19 protein-coding genes, 1 tRNA gene and 1 riboswitch are annotated in these 20,667 nt (G+C 63.0%); of the genes, 11 read left to right on the forward strand and 9 right to left on the reverse strand.

The genetic code is table 11. The annotated features are described in order from the left end of the window. Positions 1 to 25: 25 nt before the first annotated feature. The 3 genes from AAFO92_RS17250 to truA form a co-directional block, all read right to left on the reverse strand. Positions 26 to 961, reverse strand: a complete 936-nt coding sequence (locus tag AAFO92_RS17250; protein ID WP_347537203.1) for a DUF6538 domain-containing protein — start codon at positions 959 to 961, stop codon at positions 26 to 28. A gap of 113 nt (positions 962 to 1,074) precedes the next feature. Then, a tRNA-Arg gene (locus AAFO92_RS17255) sits at positions 1,075 to 1,151 on the reverse strand. Between the two features lie 48 nt (positions 1,152 to 1,199). Next, positions 1,200 to 1,967: a tRNA pseudouridine(38-40) synthase TruA gene (truA, locus tag AAFO92_RS17260; protein ID WP_347537205.1), complete on the reverse strand. Its 768-nt coding sequence runs from the start codon at positions 1,965 to 1,967 to the stop codon at positions 1,200 to 1,202. A gap of 112 nt (positions 1,968 to 2,079) precedes the next feature. Between truA and AAFO92_RS17265 the strand changes: the two genes are divergently transcribed. From AAFO92_RS17265 to AAFO92_RS17280, 4 genes are all read left to right on the forward strand, one after another. After that, on the forward strand, positions 2,080 to 3,495 hold the full coding sequence (locus AAFO92_RS17265) for a YcjX family protein (RefSeq protein WP_347537207.1): 1,416 nt from the start codon (positions 2,080 to 2,082) through the stop codon (positions 3,493 to 3,495). Further along, positions 3,492 to 4,484, forward strand: a complete 993-nt coding sequence (locus AAFO92_RS17270; RefSeq protein WP_347537209.1) for a TIGR01620 family protein — start codon at positions 3,492 to 3,494, stop codon at positions 4,482 to 4,484. The genes AAFO92_RS17265 and AAFO92_RS17270 overlap by 4 nt, the downstream gene beginning before the upstream one ends. Before the next feature lie 224 nt (positions 4,485 to 4,708). Next, complete coding sequence (gene era, locus AAFO92_RS17275; RefSeq protein WP_347537211.1) at positions 4,709 to 5,614, forward strand: GTPase Era; 906 nt, start codon at positions 4,709 to 4,711, stop codon at positions 5,612 to 5,614. Positions 5,615 to 5,695: 81 nt separating this feature from the next. Continuing rightward, positions 5,696 to 6,028, forward strand: a complete 333-nt coding sequence (locus AAFO92_RS17280; protein ID WP_347537213.1) for a DUF1491 family protein — start codon at positions 5,696 to 5,698, stop codon at positions 6,026 to 6,028. Between the two features lie 84 nt (positions 6,029 to 6,112). Here AAFO92_RS17280 and AAFO92_RS17285 read toward each other — a convergent pair whose 3' ends face one another. Beyond that, complete coding sequence (locus tag AAFO92_RS17285) at positions 6,113 to 6,847, reverse strand: CatB-related O-acetyltransferase (protein ID WP_347537215.1); 735 nt, start codon at positions 6,845 to 6,847, stop codon at positions 6,113 to 6,115. 449 nt (positions 6,848 to 7,296) lie between these two features. On the opposite strand from AAFO92_RS17285, the gene AAFO92_RS17290 reads away from it, so the two are divergent. Together AAFO92_RS17290 and AAFO92_RS17295 are read left to right on the forward strand one after the other, a co-directional pair. Beyond that, positions 7,297 to 9,804, forward strand: a complete 2,508-nt coding sequence (locus tag AAFO92_RS17290; protein WP_347537217.1) for an FAD-dependent oxidoreductase — start codon at positions 7,297 to 7,299, stop codon at positions 9,802 to 9,804. Between the two features lie 489 nt (positions 9,805 to 10,293). Continuing rightward, a riboswitch (cobalamin riboswitch) is annotated at positions 10,294 to 10,482 on the forward strand. Positions 10,483 to 10,587: 105 nt separating this feature from the next. Continuing rightward, on the forward strand, positions 10,588 to 10,851 hold the full coding sequence (locus AAFO92_RS17295; RefSeq protein ID WP_347537219.1) for a hypothetical protein: 264 nt from the start codon (positions 10,588 to 10,590) through the stop codon (positions 10,849 to 10,851). A 225-nt stretch (positions 10,852 to 11,076) separates the two neighbouring features. Here the strand turns inward: AAFO92_RS17295 and AAFO92_RS17300 are convergent, their stop codons facing one another. Then, positions 11,077 to 11,298: a DUF1127 domain-containing protein gene (locus tag AAFO92_RS17300; protein WP_347537221.1), complete on the reverse strand. Its 222-nt coding sequence runs from the start codon at positions 11,296 to 11,298 to the stop codon at positions 11,077 to 11,079. A 377-nt stretch (positions 11,299 to 11,675) separates the two neighbouring features. Here AAFO92_RS17300 and AAFO92_RS17305 point away from each other — a divergent pair, with 377 nt between their 5' ends. Further along, complete coding sequence (locus tag AAFO92_RS17305) at positions 11,676 to 12,074, forward strand: cupin domain-containing protein (protein WP_347537223.1); 399 nt, start codon at positions 11,676 to 11,678, stop codon at positions 12,072 to 12,074. An 86-nt stretch (positions 12,075 to 12,160) separates the two neighbouring features. Here the strand turns inward: AAFO92_RS17305 and AAFO92_RS17310 are convergent, their stop codons facing one another. Next, positions 12,161 to 12,676, reverse strand: coding sequence for a peptidoglycan-binding domain-containing protein (locus AAFO92_RS17310; RefSeq protein WP_347537225.1), 516 nt, complete (start codon positions 12,674 to 12,676; stop codon positions 12,161 to 12,163). Positions 12,677 to 13,054: 378 nt separating this feature from the next. Here AAFO92_RS17310 and AAFO92_RS17315 point away from each other — a divergent pair, with 378 nt between their 5' ends. Together AAFO92_RS17315 and AAFO92_RS17320 are read left to right on the forward strand one after the other, a co-directional pair. After that, a complete protein-coding gene (locus AAFO92_RS17315) occupies positions 13,055 to 13,378 on the forward strand; it encodes a 2Fe-2S iron-sulfur cluster-binding protein (protein ID WP_347537226.1) in 324 nt (107 codons plus the stop codon). Between the two features lie 2 nt (positions 13,379 to 13,380). Beyond that, positions 13,381 to 14,184, forward strand: a complete 804-nt coding sequence (locus tag AAFO92_RS17320; protein WP_347537228.1) for a VCBS repeat-containing protein — start codon at positions 13,381 to 13,383, stop codon at positions 14,182 to 14,184. Positions 14,185 to 14,276: 92 nt separating this feature from the next. Here the strand turns inward: AAFO92_RS17320 and purD are convergent, their stop codons facing one another. Then, positions 14,277 to 15,539, reverse strand: coding sequence for a phosphoribosylamine--glycine ligase (gene purD / locus AAFO92_RS17325; protein ID WP_347537229.1), 1,263 nt, complete (start codon positions 15,537 to 15,539; stop codon positions 14,277 to 14,279). A 101-nt stretch (positions 15,540 to 15,640) separates the two neighbouring features. On the opposite strand from purD, the gene xseA reads away from it, so the two are divergent. After that, entirely contained in the window at positions 15,641 to 17,131 is a 1,491-nt protein-coding gene (gene xseA / locus AAFO92_RS17330; RefSeq protein WP_347537231.1) for an exodeoxyribonuclease VII large subunit, read from the forward strand. Positions 17,132 to 17,229: 98 nt separating this feature from the next. Here xseA and AAFO92_RS17335 read toward each other — a convergent pair whose 3' ends face one another. Both AAFO92_RS17335 and AAFO92_RS17340 read right to left on the reverse strand, forming a co-directional pair. Further along, complete coding sequence (locus AAFO92_RS17335) at positions 17,230 to 17,628, reverse strand: hypothetical protein (protein WP_347537233.1); 399 nt, start codon at positions 17,626 to 17,628, stop codon at positions 17,230 to 17,232. Then, positions 17,549 to 18,772 carry an alkane 1-monooxygenase gene (locus AAFO92_RS17340; protein WP_347537235.1) on the reverse strand — a complete coding sequence of 408 codons (1,224 nt, stop codon included), beginning with the start codon at positions 18,770 to 18,772 and terminating at the stop codon, positions 17,549 to 17,551. Before AAFO92_RS17340 ends, AAFO92_RS17335 begins: the two co-directional genes overlap by 80 nt. Before the next feature lie 153 nt (positions 18,773 to 18,925). Here AAFO92_RS17340 and AAFO92_RS17345 point away from each other — a divergent pair, with 153 nt between their 5' ends. Next, on the forward strand, positions 18,926 to 20,611 hold the full coding sequence (locus tag AAFO92_RS17345) for an NAD(P)H-dependent oxidoreductase subunit E (protein WP_347537236.1): 1,686 nt from the start codon (positions 18,926 to 18,928) through the stop codon (positions 20,609 to 20,611). The last annotated feature ends 56 nt before the right edge of the window (positions 20,612 to 20,667 follow it).

Raw genomic sequence — 20,667 nt, forward strand, 5'->3', positions numbered from 1 at the left:
TACGTTGCGTTGCAGGTTTGCTTTCTCAATAGGGGACAGAAGTCTCAACGTACACGTCTTCAGTGAGTAGCCCTGCCACCTCTGATAAGCGAGCGCCTGTGTCACTAAGCATCGAAATGATCCAACGACGCTGATCGTCCTTATCTCTGCAGACCTGCTGAATTACCCGTATTTGTGGCAGCGTGAAGGGCCTGCGAAAATCTTCCTTGTGCCGTCCGCTGTCCGGAATCTTGACGTTTGAAAGTGGGTTGGCCATTTCGATCTCAAGTTCAGTGATCGCTGTGTTGAAGATTGGCCTGACCTGATTGACATAGCGTTTGATGGAAGCCTTCTTCAGACCGCTGTCCAGAAGGTCCTTCACGAAAGCATTGCCATGTTCCCGGCGATACTTGTCGATGGGAAGGTCGCCATTGATGCGAACGAAGCGGTCAACAGAGCGATCGAACTGTGGGTCATTTGCTCGCTTGGGGCTGAAGTAGAGATGCTTTTCTTTCACCTCACTGAAGCTGGGAACAACCAGTTTCTGTACTTCCTCAGGTGTGGCAAAGAATAGGTCTGCAGCCAGCTTGTAATCATCAGGCAGCCGTTCCCTTTTGAAGCCCTTATCGACCCCACGTTCATCCTGAGAATGAACCAGAAGCTCGCTGATGAAGGCATCAGGCTCCAGGTCATACTTCTCGTATTCAGATGCCTGCCCGGGTTCCAAGCCGTGGTTCCTTAGAATGGCCATTGCCTTGGTGCGAGTTTCAATGTCCGTTTCGTCAGATGACCGAAGTAGCATCCACTCACGATCTAGGTCCTTTGTGGCCTCAGCAGCCTTCCTAGCGGCCTCTCTGATGTCTCTCGTCTTCAAAGAGAAGAATAGGTGGGTCTTCTTCCCATAGTGTTTGCTTAGATCATCTGGCACCCTGCGTCTGTAGTAGGCGAGGCCCTTGCGCCACTGAACGTACTGAATCGTCATCTTTACCATTCCAACTTGGAACCAATTCTTCCCCATGTGTCACCTATTGTGTCACGTCCTGGAGGGCAATACCCATCTAACATATTGATATATTGTATTAATGTTAGAATGTTTGGCGATCCCGGAAGGACTCGAACCCTCAGCCTGCTGATTAGAAGTCAGCTGCTCTATCCAGTTGAGCTACGGGACCGCTCCGGGCGCAGCTTTAGCGCGGCTTCGGGCCAAGATCAAAGGCAAATCAGGCAAAAGGGTCATCCGGGTAGGTAACGCCGGCCAGGTAGAGCCCCTGGGGCGGGCAGACCGGGCCGCAGGCGGCGCGGTTGCGGGCCTGCAGCGCAGCTTTCACGTCTTCCGGCGCCCAGGCGCCGCTGCCCACGCGTTCCAGCGTACCCACGAAACTGCGCACCTGGTTGTGCAGGAACGACCGGGCGCGGATGTCGAAGTGAATTTCGGGTCCGCCGGGTGACTCGACGGCCTCAATCTCCAGCGTGTCCAGCGTCTTGACCGGGCTGGCCGCCTGACAGATCGAGGACCGGAACGTGGTGAAATCATGCCTGCCCAGCAAATGTGCGGCCCCCGCGCGCATCGCCGCCACATCCAGCCCGTGCGAGACCTGCCAGACCAGCCCCGCCGCATGGGTTGCCGGGGCGCGCCGCATGAGCAGGCGAAAGACATAGCGGCGCTCTAGGGCCGAAAACCGGGCGTGCCAGTCGCCATCGACCGCCGCGCAGGCCACAATCGCCACCGGATCGGGCTTGAGGTGATAATTCAGCGCCTCCGACAGGCGAAACGGATCCCACGCCTTTTCCATGTCGCAATGGGCCACCTGGGCCAGTGCATGGACCCCGGCATCGGTGCGCCCTGCCGCGGCAATCGTGTGGGCGCGGGGCTCCAGCCGGGCCAGCGCCGCCTCGATCTTCCCCTGGACCGAGGGTTGATCGGCCTGACGCTGCCAGCCGGCAAAGGGGCCGCCGTGATATTCGACTTTCAGGGCATATCTGGGCATGGATGCCACATAAACCGGGGCGGGCAGGGGAACAATCCCCCAAACCTCCCCTCTGGCAACGGGGCTGTGGCATGGCTATCTAGGGGGCGGACAGGCGGGAAAGGGCGGGTCTTTGGTGCTTACGACCATCGCAGACGGGCTGACGCGCGGGATTGAGCGCGTCGGTGACACGGTCTCCGGGGCATTGTTCGAGCCGGTGATCCGGCTGGGGGTGACCGGGCTGGCGCGGTCGGGCAAGACCGTGTTCATCACCTCGCTGGTCGCCAACCTGATGGATCGCGCACGGATGCCCGGGCTGCTGGCCGCTGCTGACGGGCGCATACAGGCGGCGTTCCTGCAGCCCCAGCCCGACGATACCGTGCCGCGGTTCGACTACGAGACGCATCTGGGCGCGCTGACCGCCGAGACGCCCCATTGGCCCGACAGCACCCGCGCCGTGTCCGAGCTGCGCCTAAGTCTGCGGGTCCGCCCCGGCGGCCTGTTGGGTGGGCTTCGCGGACCGCAGACGGTGCATCTGGATATCGTCGATTACCCGGGCGAATGGCTGTTGGATCTGGCGCTTCTGGAAAAGAGTTATTCGCAATGGAGCGCCGAGGTGCTGAGCCGCGTGGCGGAGCGCCCCGAGGCGCAGGATTTCCTGGCACAGGCACAAGCCAGCGATGCCGCTGCGAAACTGGATGAACCCGTCGCAAAAGCCCTGGCCGAAGGGTTCACCGCCTATCTGCGCACGGCGCGACAGGCCGGGTTCTACGATTGCACGCCGGGCCGGTTCCTGCTGCCCGGCGATCTGGCCGGATCGCCGGCGATCACCTTCGCACCCCTGCCGCAGCCCGACCGGCCGCCGCGTCGCGCCCTCTGGCGCGAGATGGAGCGGCGCTACGAGGCCTACAAGTCGCAGATCGTGAAACCGTTCTTTCGCGATCACTTTGCCCGGATCGACCGGCAGGTCGTGCTCGTCGATGCGCTGGGGGCGATCAACCGGGGGCCGAAGGCGGTGGAGGACATGCGCCATGCGATGGCCGATATCCTGGGCGCCTTCCGCCCCGGCCGGAATGATTTCCTGACCCGGCTGTTGATGGGGCGGCGGGTCGAAAAGATCCTGTTTGCCGCCACCAAGGCCGATCACCTGCACCATACCCAGCATGACCGGCTGGCCGCCATCATGCAGGCGCTGACGCGCGAGGCGCGCGACCGTGCCGATTTCGCGGGTGCCGAAACACAGGCGATGGCCCTCGCCGCCCTGCGCGCCACGGTCGAGGAAACCATCCGCCACAAGGGCGCCGATCTGGCCTGTGTGCGCGGCAAGCTGCTGGAGACCGGCAAGCAGGCGGCGCTTTATCCCGGCAATCTGCCCGAAGATCCGCAGCGGTTGCTTGCACCGGCGCGCGACGGCGCGGAAAAATGGCTGGATGCCGATTATCAGGTGATGCAGTTCGCACCGGCGCGGCTCTCGCTCAGACCCGGTGAGGGACCGCCGCATATACGGCTTGATCGCGCCGCGCAGTTCTTATTGGGGGACAGGATATGACCCGTGGGCCGGTTCTGATCGATCTGGAGGGCGACGCCCCGCCCCCGGGGCCCGATACCGCCCCTCCGGTGCCCGAGGCCACCCCCGCGCCTGAAGGGCGGGCGATGCAGGCGGTGGCCGTGCTGGCGGCGCGGCGCCCGTCACGCCTTGCGCGGTGGTTCTGGTCGATCCTGCTGATGCTTCTGGGCGTTGCGCTGTCGGTTGCCGCCTGGGATTTCGTCATGGGCCTGCTGGCGCGCGCGCCTGTTCTGGGATGGGCCGTGACCGGGCTGCTGGTGGTGCTGGGCGTGTTGATGCTGGCCATTGCCCTGCGCGAGCTGGCGGCGTTTTCACGGCTGAAACGGATCGACAGGATCCAGGCCGAGGCGGAAACCGCCCTGTCCGAGCAGGATCTGGGCAAGGCGCGGCAGCTGGTGGCGCGTCTTGTGGCATTTTATGCCGGGCGCGAGGATACCCGCTGGGGGCGCGATCGCCTGGCCGAATACAGCGCCGATCAGTTCGATGCCACTGGTCTGCTGGGGCTGGCCGAAAGCGAATTGCTGGCGCCGCTCGATCAGGCCGCCCTGCGCGAGGTCGAAGCCGCCGCGCGGCAGGTGGCGACGGTGACGGCCATCGTGCCCCTGGCCCTGGCCGACGTGGTGGCGGCGCTGACCGCGAATATCCGCATGATCCGCCGCGTTGCCGAGATTTATGGCGGGCGGTCCGGCACGCTGGGCAGCTGGCGGCTGACCCGCGCGGTGATGACCCATCTTGTGGCAACGGGCGCGGTGGCGATCGGCGACGATCTGATCGGATCGGTGGCGGGCGGCAGCGTCTTGTCGAAGCTGTCGCGGCGGTTCGGCGAAGGGATCGTCAACGGGGCGCTGACCGCACGGGTGGGGGTGGCCGCGATCGAGGTCTGCCGCCCGCTGCCTTTCAACAGCGTCCGCCGCCCCTCGGTTACCGGCCTCGTCAAACGCGCGCTGACCGGGCTGTTCGGGCAAGGGTGAAGGCGCGGACCTGTCAGAAGCACCGCCGCCTTACGCCGGCATTGGCTGTGCGACCGCAAACCGCAGGCGGGACCAGGACATTGCGCCGCCCGGCATCGTCGATGCCTGGCCTCTTTGTGCCAATCAAACGTCTGAGGCGTCCGGCCGTGCCGTGTTTCGAATACTTCTGGCAGCGTGCCCTGATTTCGGCTACACCCGCGCCGTTGCATAAAGAGGCCCCACATATGACCACCCGCGCCGGTTTCATCGCCCTGATCGGAGAGCCCAATGCGGGCAAATCCACGCTGCTCAACCGCATGGTCGGCGCCAAGGTCTCGATCGTCACCCACAAGGTCCAGACCACCCGCGCGCGCATCCGGGGCGTGGCAATCGAAGGTGACAGCCAGTTGGTTTTCGTCGACACGCCGGGCCTGTTCAAACCGCGCCGCCGGCTCGATCGCGCCATGGTCGCCGCCGCCTGGGGCGGTGCCGCCGATGCCGATCTGGTGGTTCTGCTGGTCGAGGCGCATCGCGGTGTGACCGAAGGCGTCGATCGCATTCTCGAAAGCCTGCCCGAGGTTACGAAGGGCCGCAAGGTGGCGCTGGCCATCAACAAGATCGACCGGGTGAAATCCGAGGCGCTGCTGAGCCTGACCCAGGATCTGAACGATCGTTTCGACTTCACCGAGACCTTCATGATCTCCGCCGAAAAGGGCCACGGGGTCGACGCGCTGCGCCGCTGGCTGGCCAGCGAGCTGCCCGAGGGCCCCTGGCTCTATCCCGAGGATCAGATCGCCGATCTGCCGATGCGCATGATCGCGGCCGAAATGACCCGCGAGAAGCTGACCCTGCGCCTGCATCAGGAACTGCCTTACCAACTGACCGTCGAAACCGAAAACTGGGAGGAACGCGCAGACGGCTCTGCCCGGATCGACCAGGTGATCTATGTCATGCGTGACGGTCACAAGGGCATCGTGCTGGGCAGGAAGGGCGAAACCGTCAAAGCTGTCTCGAAGGCCGCCCGCGAAGAGCTGGAAGATTTCCTGGGCCGCCGCGTGCATCTGTTCCTGCAGGTCAAGGTCCGCCCGAACTGGCTGGAAGAGGCCGAGCGATATTCGGAAATGGGCCTTGATTTCAAGGATGGCAATTGACCCGATGCGCGCGGTTTTCAACTTGCCCCAAATACTCCCGCCGGAGGCCCCCGCCTGCGCCAGATGCTGCAAGGGTCGACAATGACGCGCCTGACCGCCCAATTCTGGGTGCAGGCCTACCTGACCCGTCTGCGTCTCAATGACATTCAGGGGTTTGTCGTGGCCCACGGCGACGACACCGCCGGTGCGGTACTGGTCAAGCTGAACACGCTCGATGGCAATGCCAGCGTCTACCAGCGCAGTTTTGATCTGATGACGGGCGCGCGCCTATGGATCGAACTGTCGCGCGGCGCCGAGGCCGAGGTCGACGCGGCGATCGAGCGGCAGCGCAGGTCCGATCCCGACCTGTGGGTGATTGAGGCCGAGGACCGCCAAGGCCGCCACTTGCTGGACGAACCGGGGCTGTCGGAATGATCTCGCTTGGACGGGCTGCTTCAAGGCATAACAAACTGCGGTTCTGAGCCCAATCCGGTCATCTGGACGTGACTAATCTTTGGGTCAATCCATTAAGTCGCTTAGGCCAATTCGTGCCTCTGGATTGCGTTCAGCATCGCCGAGTGTCTGTGCTTCGCGGAGGAATTCCTTGACGTTTTCGGTTTGCAATTCCTGCACCGCATGAACCGTGTACTGCCACCATTTTAGATCCATTAGATTATCAACAATGTCCTTGTGAAACCTAAGCCGGATTTCTTTTGCGGGGTTCCCACCGACAATTGTGTATGGAGGCACATCCTTGGTAACAATACTGCATGCAGCAACGACCGCGCCATCGCCCACATGGATTCCGTCTTTCAGTGTGACGTCGTCTCCAATCCAAACATCATTCCCAATCGTAACGGGCCTTGGTGCCGTTGCATATCCAACCATTTCCCGGTTCGGTTCCACACCAGTTTTCTTGAGAAATTTGCGTTTCTTAAAAAACATTGGGCTAGTCGACACACGATCCAGAGGATGATGGTCTCCAAATACACCAACCGAGCGGCCAATCGAACAATAGCGACCAATAGAGGCACATGGTAAGAAGCCGCTCAGGCTGTAACTGTAACTTCCGAGTGGCATTAAGTGAGTACTGGGATGCTGGCATCCAGCTTCAAATCTAGCACCTGCATCAAGAATGCGGTGACCCGGTTTAACTCTTGGACGAAACGAAATACGCCTGCGTTCAGCCGCTTTCAGTGTTTTGGCATCTAGGGTGATCCAAGTGGGTGGCATGTTTCTTCGAATCTTCTTCACTCCCAACCATTCCTAGCGCCTTCCTTGGAAAACCAAAACTGCAACTATTAAGTTCGTTGATTATCGCATCGTAACTCGGGCTGGGATGGCCGCTTAGTCCGCTTCGCTGCCATCTGAACATCCCGGCGGATGGGACACACATACGATGAACACCATTGATACGCGGCAGATACGCGGCGGCCCGGAAATAGGTTGTCTGCCGCCGAAGGCTTGGCCGGTGCCGGCTGAAGGTTTCGGATCGTCCGTGACCGTCCCGCGCAGCGGGCCGGGCGGTGGGCCGGTTGTTTCCCGGTAGCGGCAGGCTGAGTGCAAGGGCCGTCATGCCCAACCGCTGGCCGTCGCATATGCCCTCCGAAGTCGGTTTTGCACGATCTAGCGTCGGCTGGGCTGTGCGCGCGGCTGCAGGATTGTTAAAACTCCCTGCAATCATGCAACGGAGTCGCAGTCACATGAAGACCAATGTCAAAGCCCTTGTTGTCGGCGGTGGTGCCGTCGGGACCTCGATCGCCTATCACCTGGCCAAGGCGGGCTGGGACGATGTGATGCTGCTGGAACGCGACGAGCTGACCTCCGGCTCGACCTGGCACGCGGCGGGCTTGCTGCCGCTCTTCAACATGTCCTACGCGACAACGCATATCCACAAATACTCGGTCGATTTCTACAAGACGCTTGAGGAGGAAACCGGCCTTAACGCGGGCTTCGCCGTGGTCGGCAACCTGCGCATGGCGCAGACGCAGGCGCGCATGGATGAATACATGCTCTATGCGTCGACCGCCGAGACCTGCGACGTGAAATACGAATGGCTGACCCCCGACCAGATCAAGGAGCGCTGGCCGCTGATCGAGACCTCGGACCTGAAGGGCGCGATCTACCATACCGAGGACGGCTATATTAACCCCGCCGACGTGACCCAGGCGATGGCCAAGGGCGCGCGTCAGCGCGGCGTGATGATCGAACGCAAATGGCAGGCAGATGCGTTCCACTGGAACGGCACCCATTGGGAAGTCACCTGTTCGAAAATGGTCGAAAAGGGCGGCAACCTCGTGCCCTCGGACGAGCAGGTGGTGATCACCGCCGAACATGTCGTGACTGCATCGGGCAACCACGCGCAGCGCACTGCCAAGATGCTGGGCATCAAGATGCCCGCGATCCCGGTCGAGCACACGTTCATCGTCATGGACAAGGATCCCGAACTGGTCAAATGGCGCGAGGCGGGCAATCCCGAACACCCCGTTGTGCGCGACGCCGATAACGAATCCTATGCGCGCGAGGAGCGCGGCGGCTGGATTCTGGGCATCTACGAGCACGGCGCGCCTGCGCGTTTTGAATACGGCGTGCCGGACAGTTTCCGCGCCGACCTGTTCCCGCTCGATCTGGACCGGATCGCCGAGCAATACATGGCGATGGCCGAACGCGTGCCGTCCTGCGCCGACTCGGGCCTGAAGGACGATTTCAACGGCCCGATCTGCTATACCCCAGATGGCAACCCGCTGGTTGGTCCGGCGCCGGGCCTGCGCAACATGTGGCTGGCCGAGGGCTTCAGCTTTGGTATCACCGCTGCGGGCGGCACCGGCTATTACCTAGCGCAGATGATGGTCGAGGGCGAAGCCGAGATCGACATGGCCTCGCTGGATCCCAAACGCTACAGCAGCAACTGGATGACCACCGAGTTTGCCGCGCGCAAGAACGAAGAGTGCTACGAGCACGTCTACATCCTGCACCACCCCGACGAAGAGCGCGAAGCCTGCCGGCCGCTGCGGACCGTTCCCGCCTATGACCGCCAGAAGGCCCGCGGTGCGCAATTCGGCTGGGTCAACGGCTGGGAACGCCCGAACTATTTCGGCCCGCTGGACGCGCCGGACAATTTCGACAAGGAAAGCCGCAGCTTCCGCCGTGGCGGGTGGTGGCAATATGCCGTCGAAGAAGCCAAAGCGATCCGCGAAGGCGTTGGCCTGATCGACGCGTCGGCCTTCACCAAGCATGTCGTCAAAGGCCCGGGTGCGACCCAGTTCCTGGATTGGTTCACCTGCAACAAGTTGCCCAAGGTCGGTCGCATCAACCTGACCTACGCGCTGACCTCGCACGGGACCACCCGCACCGAATACACCATCGTCCGCAATGGCGAGAACAACTACTACGTCGTCTCTGCCGGTGCCTGGACCGAGTATGACGCCGACTACCTGCGCAAGGCGGCCGAGGACAAGATGGAAGAGTTCGGGTATATCGAGATCCAGGACGTGACCACGCAATGGGGCGTCTTCGCCATCGCCGGACCCAAGTCGCGTGACGTTCTGAAAGAGGTCATCAAGGACGCCGATCCCGCGACAGCGCTGTCCAACAAGCGTTTCCCGTGGCTGTCGGCGCGTCAGATCGAACTGGGCATGTGCCCGGTCAACGCAATCCGTGTGGCCTATACCGGTGAGCTGGGCTGGGAATTGCACCACCCCATCGAAATGCAGAATTACCTGTTCGACCTGCTGGAAAAAGCCGGTGAGAAGCACGGCATGAAGCTGGTCGGTGCCCGCGCCCAGAACTGGCTGCGTCAGGAGAAATCCTATCGCGCCTTTGGCACCGAGCTGGGCCGTGACGCGACCCCGCTCGAGGCTGACCTGCCGCGTTTCGTCGATCTCGACAAGGATTTCCACGGCAAGGACAAGCTGGTCGAAACAGGCGTGCGCGCGAAATGCTGCACGCTGCTGATCGACGGGCCGGACGATGCCGACCCGTGGGGCCGTGAGGCGCTGTATACCCCCGAAGGCACCCGCGTGGGGCGCCTGACCTCGGGCGGCTACTCGGTGCATTTCGGCAAATCCATCGGCATGGGCTATGTCACCCCCGATCTGGCGGTCGAGGGCACCAAGCTGCAGGTCAAGATGCAGGACAGGCTGTGGGATGCGGTTGTCACCTGTGACAGCCCCTACGATCCGAAGAACGAAGTCATCCGCATCGACGGCTAGGATTTTCGGATATCCGCGATCAAGATCGGGGCGGGGCCGTCTGAGCTCGCCCGCCCGCCGCTGACGCCGGCATCGGCTGATCGGGAGGCGCCCGCAAGACGGCGTGGCCGCCGTGAGGGTCATCCACGCTCTGCGAATCAATGACGGGTCAATTACCTGGCGTAACGTGTTGGGAATAAACAGATGTGGCCGGGCAAGACACGACCCGGCCACGACCTGTTGGACTTTTCATATTGGGCGATGCGCAACGGGAGGAGATGTCGCGAACCGCCGAAACCTCGGGCCGATCACGATGGGAGGAGGTATCGCTTTTGACCTTTGGTGACCCCAGAATGCCGCAATGCAGCGTGACCGCAAGGCAAACTTGCTGCAACTGCAAAACAAACGGCGTGCGGCGGCTGGAATGCATGGAATTTGAGACGGCTGATACTTCTTTAGGCAGAAAATTTTGCCGTGGCCAAAAACCTCTTGTCTCGTTGCATGTTCCCGGCCACAATCAGGGTCCAAGGTGCCGTCGGTCAGGGCGGAGAATTGGGAAGCCGGTGTGATTCCGGCGCTGCCCCCGCAACGGTAAGGATGGGGGATGCTGCAACAGCCACTGGGCCTTGAAGGTCTGGGAAGGTGCCGCATCCGCAACCCCGCCAAGCCCGGAAACCAGCCTTGGACAAACGTCAAACCGCGGGGGGCGGTGGGGACGGTTGCCGCGGCGCCTGGCGTGCCTGCAATCATCCCGGTCTCTCTCTGCCCCATCCGGCCCGGGGTGCGGCCGGGGAGAAGATAAAGATGAGCATTTCCCGTATCCTCGATGGGCTCGAAGTCATCGACGCAACCGGCGCGGACGCGCTTCAGGCCGCGCGTCTGGGGTTCTTGGAATGGGCATTTTGTGCCCGTGACGGCGGGACTCCGCAGGCGGCACGCGCCGCGTTGGGCAGCCGTGCCGTGCAGAACGCCAGCAGTGACGCCGCGCGCGCCTTCGTGAGCTTTCTCCAAGAGGCGACGCAACCCCTGACGCCACGCCCCCGGCGGCGCACACGCCTGTTGCACTGACATTGCATCGGAAAAATTAAAACGGCGGCGCCCAGGGAGGAGAAGGCACCGCCGTTTCGATCTGCGTATGGCCCCAGGGAGGAGGAGAAAAGGACCATCCGCAATTCCGTTTGGGCCAGTGGCCCGGATTTTTGTCGGCAGCGGCACCTCGAGGGGAGGTGGTGCCGCTGCCGCTGGTCAGATGCCCGATAAGGGGGAGGAGAGGGGCATCCGATCTCTTTGCGCTCAGGCGCGTGTGCCGTAGACCGCTTCGCTGGCCGCGGCGATAATGCCCGAGCGGGACAGGCCCAGATCGGCCAGTTCATTGTTGCCCAGCTTGGACAGTTCGGCGACAGTGCGCCGATAGGCACGGTAATCCGCGATACGGGTCATCAACGCGTAAACAGCAGCGCTGATCTCGATCTGCAGTGCGCTCGTGGCGCCGTGTTTTTCAGTTGCAAATGCCATTGTCAGGCTCCTTGCGTCATCATCATCATTCTGCGCTGGTCAATTACGAGCGCCGTTTCGTTGAGGCCTAGATACGCCGATGCTGCGGATGCACAACCCCTGGCGCAGCAATGCTGCTATGCAGCATGTGCATGGCAGAAATATCGTTAACCTAATGAAATAATGAAGATTTATGGTTAACAGGTGCTTCAGCGTTGGTTGTGAAAAATGGCTATCCATGGAAACGGACGTTACGTCAGAAAATATCGCCCGCGTCGCGACATGACCGACGAAACACGTCGCGCAGCACTTCGCAGCAACTCCTCGCCCGGTGATTGCCCGCGTTCGGCCCGTCGAATAAGCTGGGGCGCAGAACACGTTGACCAGAAAGTTCTGCCATGGATATTTTCGAAGCCGGAACACGCGCACCTTCAGACGGGGGGCACGATTATTTCACCGGTCAGGTACGGATTGAACCGGTGCATTCCGCACCAGAGCCCGCCCGGTTGCGCGCAGTGATCGTCACATTCCAGCCCGCTGCGCGCACCGCCTGGCACACCCATCCCCTGGGGCAGACTTTGCATGTTCTGTCGGGGCTCGGATGGGCGCAGAGCTGGGGCGGCCCGATTCGCGAGATCCGCCCTGGCGACACCGTCTGGTTCGCGCCGGGTGAGAAACACTGGCACGGCGCCGCGGCCGATCAGCCGATGACCCATCTGGCGATGCAGGAGGCGCAGGATGGCTCTGTGGTTACGTGGCTGGAAAAGGTCAGCGACACGCAATACCTGGCAAGATAGCGCGAGGCGCTAAGCCTGCGATCGGTGGTCGCGTAGCGACGCCATGCGCTCTGTGGCTGGTTTGGCGGATTGCGGGTGGGTGCCGGCTATCTGGGCCTTTCGATCGCGATCAGACCCAGTGTACGGGCGGCGGTTATCGACAACACCGCGCTATCCAGCCCCTGACGCGCCTGATAGGCGCGGATGGCGGCCCGGGTTCGGGCGTCCATCTGGCCGGTGATTGCGCCGCGATACAGGTCGCGCGCTCCGAGCGCCCGCTGCAACGTGGCGATGAATTCCGGGGTCAGCTGATCGGCGCAGGGGGTCTCGAACCAGGTTTCCCGGCGTTCACGAACGATCGCCTGTCGGGATTCGGTTCTGTAGACGGCCGGTTGGGCGATGCTGCCGTCGCTGCGCCGCTCGGCTGGTTGGACGAGAACCTGTTCGGTGACCGTCTCCACGACCGCAGGCGATACGTCCTTGCCCCAGCAGGTGCCGGGTGCCGCGCCGGGCGGCGCGGTTGCCGTGGTCTCCTGCAATTCAGGTTCGGGGCCGGTCGGGCCGGCATCGCAGCCCGCGACAACGCAGACCACCAGCAGCAGGCAGGGCAGGGGTCGGATCATGTGCTCGGGCCTCTGAGCCTTGTTTTCCAACAGTCTACCGGTTTGTGCCGACGGGGGAAAGCGCAGTCTCGGTCCCGGGCATGCGGGGCCAGCGCGATTGACAGGGATCCCGGTTGTCGCCGTTTCGTGAACGGCTGTAGCAATATGCCCCTGAGACCCTTGCACGCCGCGCTGCACGATCCTTGCCTTTTTCGGCCCGGTAGGCAGCGCGCATGTGGTGCATCTGGCAGCGATGCTGCGCAGAGATGGTGAGAACAAAGGCAGAATGGCTGGATTTTGTCGCAACTCTTTTCTACGAAGGTCGCAAATGGGGCTGGCGGAAGCTATTTGGCTTGGCTAGGAACCGCTGAGCAGAATTTGTGAAGGGAGTGCGTTCGCATGGCGAAAATCACATATATCGAGCATAACGGCACCGAGCATGTCGTTGACGTCGCCAACGGTCTGACCGTCATGGAAGGCGCGCGCGATAACAACATTCCCGGCATCGAGGCAGATTGCGGCGGCGCCTGTGCCTGTTCTACGTGCCATGTCTATGTGGTCGAAGACTGGGTCGAGAAGCTGCCACCCAAGGACGACATGGAAGAAGACATGTTGGATTTCGCCTATGAACCCGACGCCAACCGCTCTCGCCTGACCTGCCAGATCAAGGTGACCGACGCGCTTGACGGGCTGGTGGTGCAGATGCCCGAAAAGCAGATCTGAATTTGAGCGGGGCGCGGCGTTACCGGTTGCGCCCCTGGCGCCGCTCCGCCCGCCGCGCCGTGCTGCTGTCGTGCTTTTGGCTGATGTTGCCAGGAGCAAACCCAGCGGCTGCGCAAGAGATTACCGCCGCGCGGTATGTCAGCCCGACGGATGAATACCCGCATGGCGCCCTGGGCGATGATCTGGAATGGGGCGCGGTTCAGATCACGATCTCGCGAGAAGCGGGAAGTGAGGGCGGCCTGTTCCACGGCAGAGCCGACCTGACCTACGAGATCAAGGCACCCGCCAATATGGTGTTCGAGGATACCAGCCCGCGGCTCTGGGATGTCGATGGCGATGAGCTTCCCGAGGTGGTCACGGTGCTCAGTCACCGGGATTTCGGGGCGCAGCTCGCCGTGATCGGCTTTCGTGACGGCAGCTTCAGCTACATCGCGGCGACACCCGTGATCGGCACGCGGTTTCGCTGGCTGGCGCCGGTCGGGGCGGCAGATTTGGACGGCGATGGGCATATCGAACTGGCCTACGTGCTGACGCCCCACCTGTCAAAGACGCTGCATGTCTGGCGCTACCGCGATGGTGAGTTCAACCTGGTTGCGCAGCAGCCTGGCCTGACCAATCACAAGATCGGCTGGGATCATATCCCGGGCGGTATCCGTGACTGCGGCGATGTTGCCGAAATCGTGACGGCCACTGCCGACTGGTCGCGGATCGTGGCATCAACCTTGTCGGACGGGATGATCCGCACCCGTGACATTGCCGCCTATTCCGGGCCAGACAGCCTGAACGCTGCGCTGAATTGCCGTTGAGCTTCATCGTTCCTGAAATACTCCGGGGAGCGCGAGGGGCAGCGCCCCTCGCCACTGTCGGATTGCGCAAGCAATTCGAAACCCGGCAATGATCAGAGCGCGCGCCAGCCGATATCGCGGCGGCAGAATCCTTCAGGCCAGTCAATGCGGTCGACCGTTGCATAGGCGCGTTCTGCCGCCTCCGCCAATGTATCTCCGCGCGCCGTGACATTCAGCACCCGCCCGCCGTTGGCCACGATCTGACCGTCCTTGCGGGCGGTTCCCGCGTGAAAGACCATGTTGAAACTGTCCTCGGGGATCGCCTCCAGCCCGTTGATGGCCGAACCCTTCGCGTAACTGCCCGGATATCCGCTGGCTGCCATCACGACGGTCAGCGCATGATCGTCGGCCCAGGTCAACTGTGCCTCGTTCAGCCGGGCTTCGGCGGCGGCCTGGAGCAGGTCCAGTACCTGGGCGCCCAGGCGCATCATCAGCACCTGGCATTCAGGATCGCCGAAGCGCACGTTGTACTCGATCAGCTTGGGCTGTCCGTCCTTCACCATCAGCCCGGCAAAGAGAATGCCCTGGAACGGGGTGCCGCGGCGTGACATCTCGGCCAGCGACGGCTTGATGATCTCGTTCAGCGCCCTGTCGGTCACCGCATCGCTCATCACCGGCGCGGGGCTGTAGGCCCCCATCCCGCCGGTATTGGGGCCGGTATCGCCTTCGCCCACGCGCTTGTGATCCTGCGCGGTGCCCATCGGCAGCGCCGTTTCGCCGTCACACAGGACAAAGAATGACGCCTCCTCGCCGTCGAGATATTCTTCGATCACCACCTCGGCCCCGGCACCGCCAAAGGCGCCGCCGAACATGTCGTCAATCGCGGCGAGGGCTTCGTCCGTTGTCATCGCGACGATGACGCCCTTGCCCGCCGCCAGGCCATCGGCCTTGATCACGATCGGCGCGCCCTGGCTGCGCACATAGTCGCGCGCCGGACCGGCGTCGGTAAACCGGGCGTAGGCGGCAGTGGGCGCGCCCGAGGCATCACAGATTTCCTTGGTGAAGCTCTTGCTGGCCTCCAGTTGCGCGGCGGCCTGTGACGGGCCGAACACCAGGAAACCGGCGGCGCGCAGATCGTCCGCGACCCCGGCAGCCAGCGGCGCCTCGGGCCCGACAATCACGAAGTCGATGGCGTTTTCCTCGGCAAAGGCCACCACGGCAGCGCCGCTCATGATATCCAGATCGGCGCAATCGGCGATATCCGCGATCCCGGCATTGCCCGGCGCCACGATCAGCCGGTCGCATTTGGGGTTCTGCATCACCGCCCAGGCCAGCCCGTGTTCGCGCCCGCCACTGCCCAGGATCAGAATATTCATGCGTGCCTCCCGCTTCGGTGATCGGGGTCTGAATAGGCGGCGCGCGGGGCAGAGGCAAGCGGGCACTTTTCTTTGCCCGTGGGATCGGTCATTGATGGGGCATGTCTGAGCTGATTGACGATCCGCAGCCGGGGCGGAACCTGCCCGAATATACCGTGTCGGAAATCTCCGGCGAGGTGAAGCGCACGCTCGAAGGCACCTTTGGTCGGGTACGGGTCAGGGGTGAGGTTGGCCGCGTGTTCAGGGCCCGGTCAGGGCATCTCTACTTTGATGTCAAGGACGACAAGAACGTTCTCGCCTGCACCACGTGGAAGGGCCAGATATCATCGCTGTCAGTCGTTCCCGAAGAAGGGCTGGAGGTGGTCGTGACCGGCCGGTTGACCTCGTTCGGGGCGCAGTCCAAATACAATCTGAACGTCGACGAGGTCGCGGTGGCCGGGCAGGGCGCGCTGATGGCGCTCTTGGAAAAGCGCCGCAAGCAATTGGCGGCAGAGGGGCTGTTCGATCCGGCGCGCAAGAAGGAAATTCCCTATCTGCCGGATATCATCGGCGTTGTGACCTCGCCCTCGGGGGCGGTCATCCGCGATATCCTGCACCGCCTGCGTGACCGGTTTCCCCGCAAGGTGCTGATCTGGCCTGTGGCCGTGCAGGGGGCCAATTGCGCGCCCGAGGTGACACGCGCCATCAACGGGTTCAACGCCCTGACGCCGGGCGGCGCGTTGCCCCGGCCCGACCTGATCATCGTGGCGCGCGGCGGCGGCTCGATCGAGGATCTCTGGGGATTCAACGAGGAATCCGTGGTGCGCGCGGCGGCGGCCAGCGACATCCCGCTGATTTCCGCCGTCGGGCACGAGACCGACACGACCCTGATTGACCACGCGTCGGACCGGCGCGCACCAACGCCGACGGCAGCCGCCGAGATGGCGGTGCCGGTCCGGCTCGAACTCCTGTCATGGCTGGACGGCCAGGAGGCACGGCTGACCCATGCCTTGACCTCGGGAATTACCGCGCGCGGGCAGCGGTTGCGGGACCTGTCGCGGGCCTTGCCACGGGCGGACGGCTTGCTCGATTCGCCGCGGCAGCGTCTGGATACCTGGGGCGAAAGGCTGCCCGCAGCGCTGATCCGTTCGGTTCAGGCCCGCCGGGTGAAACTGTACGAGGCGTCGGGGGCGCTGCGGCCGGGCCTACTGCGTCGCGCGGTCCAGAATGACCGGCAGAGGCTGCAGAACACCGCCGCCCGGCTGAACCTGCGGGCGCTGCGGGCGGATATCGGCCGCAGATCGCAGGAGTTTGACGGGCTGAACCACAGGCTCGCCACCGCGGCCGCGCGCCAGATCGCTACCTGGCGGGACCGGATCACCGCCATCGACAGGCTGCGCGAAACGCTCAGCTACAAGGCCACCCTTGAGCGTGGCTATGCGGTGGTGCGCGGCGATGGCGGGGTCGTGACGACCAGGGCCGCGGCAGGCAAGGCCAAGGCGCTGGAAATCGAGTTTGCCGATGGCCGCTTGTCTCTGGATCGCACTGAAAACCCGGCAAGAAAACCCGTCAAGCCCAAGAAGGATACGCCGGATCAGGGAAACCTGTTCTAAGCCGGACCCTAGGCGAAGTCACCGTGAGTATGTTCGCTATGTATAACTTTTAGCCATTTGATGTGCATATGTGATTGTGCGAGATTGCAGAAAGTAAATCAGGCGCCGACATCGGGACCAGGGCAATCGAGGGGTTCATGGCGCTTTTCGACCTCATATAGCTCGGTCTGGCCGGGATCGTTCTCGAACTGCGCGATCAGACCGTCCTGGGTACGCCGAAAGCTCCAGCATTGCGGCTCGGGCTTGTTTTCGTACAGAAAACAGATCTGTTCCCCCTGGTCATACCAGTGGCCCATTTCGCACTGGCCGTCCAGAAAGGTCCAGATGACGCGGCGGTTGTTCAGGTATTCCTCGGCGCCGTAGGGCTGGCCCTGGTTGCCATAGTAGAATGTCTTGTCGCGGGTATAGGCATCGAACTCATCCGCTGTCATCAGGTCGCTGGCGGCGGCGGTGGTGCCGCCAAAGGTCAGGCACAGGATCGGCATCAGGTTTCGCATGGGCCAACTCTGGCAGAACGGCGCCGTCTTCACCAGCCGGTTTTGCCCGGGCGACGATGGCAGGCGGGATGTCGCAGGCATTTGCTGCGGGGCGGTCGATCCACATCGGCAGCCATCGGGCGCAGCGCGGATCCATGACCCGCCGCCAGGCAGGCGGAACCAGGGCGATGCCGGCCATGATCGGCAGCGAATAGGGCAGGCACGGCATCTTGTCCTCGTCCAGCTGCAGGGCGGGAAAGGGGCGCGCGGGCGTGACGTGGTGATCCGAATGACGTGGCGCATTCAGCGCCATGGCCGAGGTGAACCAGTGCGGCGTATTCCAGGAATGCTGCGGGCCGACGGGTTCCGGCCTGCCATCGGCCAGGATATGCCGGCGCAGCCCGTAGTGCTGCACATAATCGGCCACAAGGATCTGAAGCTGGGCATAGATATTTATCATCAGCAGCGCCGAAACCCCCGGCAGACCTGCCAGCATTCCCGCGCCGGTCATGGTCAGCCCGGCAACCGAGACATAGAGCACATAGGGATGCCGCCAGACCGGCTGACCCCGGCGCAGCCGGTTTTCCGCCCGCAATCCTGCCATGAAACCCTGGGGCCAGGCGCGCAGGGCAAAGCGATAGAAGCTCTCGCCCAGGGCGGCGCTGTTCGGATCCGCCGCGGTGCCGACATGAACGTGATGCACCCGAAGATGCGCGCTGGCGTGATGGCCGAACATCATCGACGAATAGATCACCTGTCCAAGCAGCCGCGCCCTGCGTCCGGGTTTGTGGATCAACTCATGCGCCACCGGATGCGAGACCTGCCCGCAGAACAGGGAAACCGACGCTGCGATCAACCCGCTCTCCAGGCCGGTCAGCCCGCTGTTTCCGCCCACGGCCCAGACGCCCGCGGACAGCAGCAGCAGGTGGGCCATACCAAGTGTGATGAGCAAGCGGGTGGCGCCCGGGAATTCGGCCTGCGGGTCGGCGTTTTCGATCTGCTCCGGCACCAGCCGGTCCAGCGAAAACGCAAGCAGGGTGACAAAACCTGCGGCGAGCCACGCCCAGGCACCGCCCCAAAGCAGGGCGGCAAGGATCAGCACGGCAGGGCTGAACGTGGCAAGCGCAAACAGGATCATCGCGGCCTCTTCGATCGAATACCGCACCGCCCTAACGGGCGAATCCGGCGCCCAATGGGCGAAATCGAGAGGTTTTTGGGCAGGGTGGAACGTTTCCGGGGGTGCGATTGTCGCTTTTGTTGTCGCTTTGATCTGTCGACGGCGCTATCTGTCGGGCCGGAGCAAGTCAGAGGGCGACGCATGGCACTGGATGAACGCAAGGGCGTGTGGAAATCGGGCAAAGGCAAGGGGCGGCATACCCCCAAGGGCCGCCAGCTGGATGATCAGGCGTGGTCCGAAGTCCGGGATTTGCTGGGCGATTCCCCGCGCCGCCGTGATCTGCTGATCGAATACCTGCACCTGATCCAGGACAGGTTCGGTCATCTCTCGGCCGCGCACTTGCGCGCTCTGGCCGAGGAAATGCGCATTTCCCAGGCCGAGGTTTATGAGGTCGCCACCTTCTATGCCCATTTCGACGTGGTCAAGGAAGGCGAGGTGCCGCCGCCCGCGCTGACGATCCGGGTCTGCGATTCGCTGGCCTGCGAACTGGCCGGTGCACAGCAGCTGCAAAAGGCGCTGGAGGACGGGCTGGATGCGTCCGAGGTGCGCGTTTTGCGGGCGCCCTGCATGGGCCGCTGCGACACGGCGCCGGTACTGGAACTGGGCCATAACCATATCGACCATGCCACGCCGGAAAAGGTCCGCGCGGCGATTGCGGATGGCGATACCCATGCCCATGTGCCCGAATATCAGGCGTTTGACGCCTATCGCGCCGCGGGCGGGTATGACACGCTGGCCGATCTGCGCGAGAACGGTGACTTTGAGACGATCCAGCAAACGCTGCTCGATTCCGGTCTGCGCGGCCTGGGCGGCGCCGGTTTCCCCTCGGGTCGGAAATGGGGCTTTGTGCGCGACGCTGACGGTCCGCGTTACTTAGCGGTAAACGGGGACGAAGGTGAGCCCGGTACCTTCAAGGATCGCTTTTACCTCGAACGGGAACCCCATGTTTTCCTTGAGGGAATGCTGATCGCCGCCTGGGCGGTCGAGGCCGAGACCTGTTTTATCTACATGCGCGATGAATACCCCGCCGTGCTGGAAATCCTGCGCCGCGAAATCTCGGCGCTGGAGGACGCGAACATCGTGCCCGCGGGCTATATCGACCTGCGCCGGGGTGCGGGCGCCTATATCTGCGGCGAGGAAAGCGCGATGATCGAATCGATCGAGGGCAAGCGCGGCCTGCCGCGTCACCGGCCGCCCTTCGTGGCGCAGGTGGGCGTGTTCGACCGCCCGACACTGGTCAACAATGTCGAAACCCTGCACTGGGTCTGCCGCATCCTGCGCGAGGGCGGCGAGATCCTGAGCGGGGTCGAGAAGAACGGCCGCAAGGGGCTGCGCTCGTTCTCGGTGTCGGGCCGTGTAAAGAAACCGGGTGTTCATCTGCTGCCCGCGGGGTCAACCATGGAAGACATCATCGAGGCCTGCGGGGGGATGCTGGACGGGCATGCGTTCAAGGCCTACCAGCCCGGTGGCCCTTCGGCGGGGCTCTTGCCCGCGTCGATGGCCGACATCCCGATGGATTTCGACGTTTTGCAGGAACACGGCACCTTCATCGGGTCGGCGGCGATTGTCGTTCTGTCGGATCAGGACAGCGCCAGGGAGGCCGCGCTGAACATGCTGCGGTTTTTCGAGGATGAAAGCTGTGGCCAGTGCACGCCTTGCCGCGTGGGCTGCGAAAAGGCGGTCAAGCTGATGCAGGCCGACAAGTGGGATCAACCGCTGCTGGAAGAGCTCTGCACCGCGATGGCCGATGCGTCGATCTGCGGGCTGGGACAGGCTGCGCCCAACCCGATCCGCCTGACGATGAAGCATTTTCCCGACGAAGTGTGATTGCAACACTGACGGCGACCAGCGCGGTTTGCGCTGCGGCATACGGGCTCTGGTAT

Origin of the sequence: Roseovarius sp. CAU 1744 (genome assembly GCF_039839345.1) — a bacterium.
In the GTDB taxonomy this organism is placed as follows: Bacteria; Pseudomonadota; Alphaproteobacteria; order Rhodobacterales; family Rhodobacteraceae; genus Roseovarius.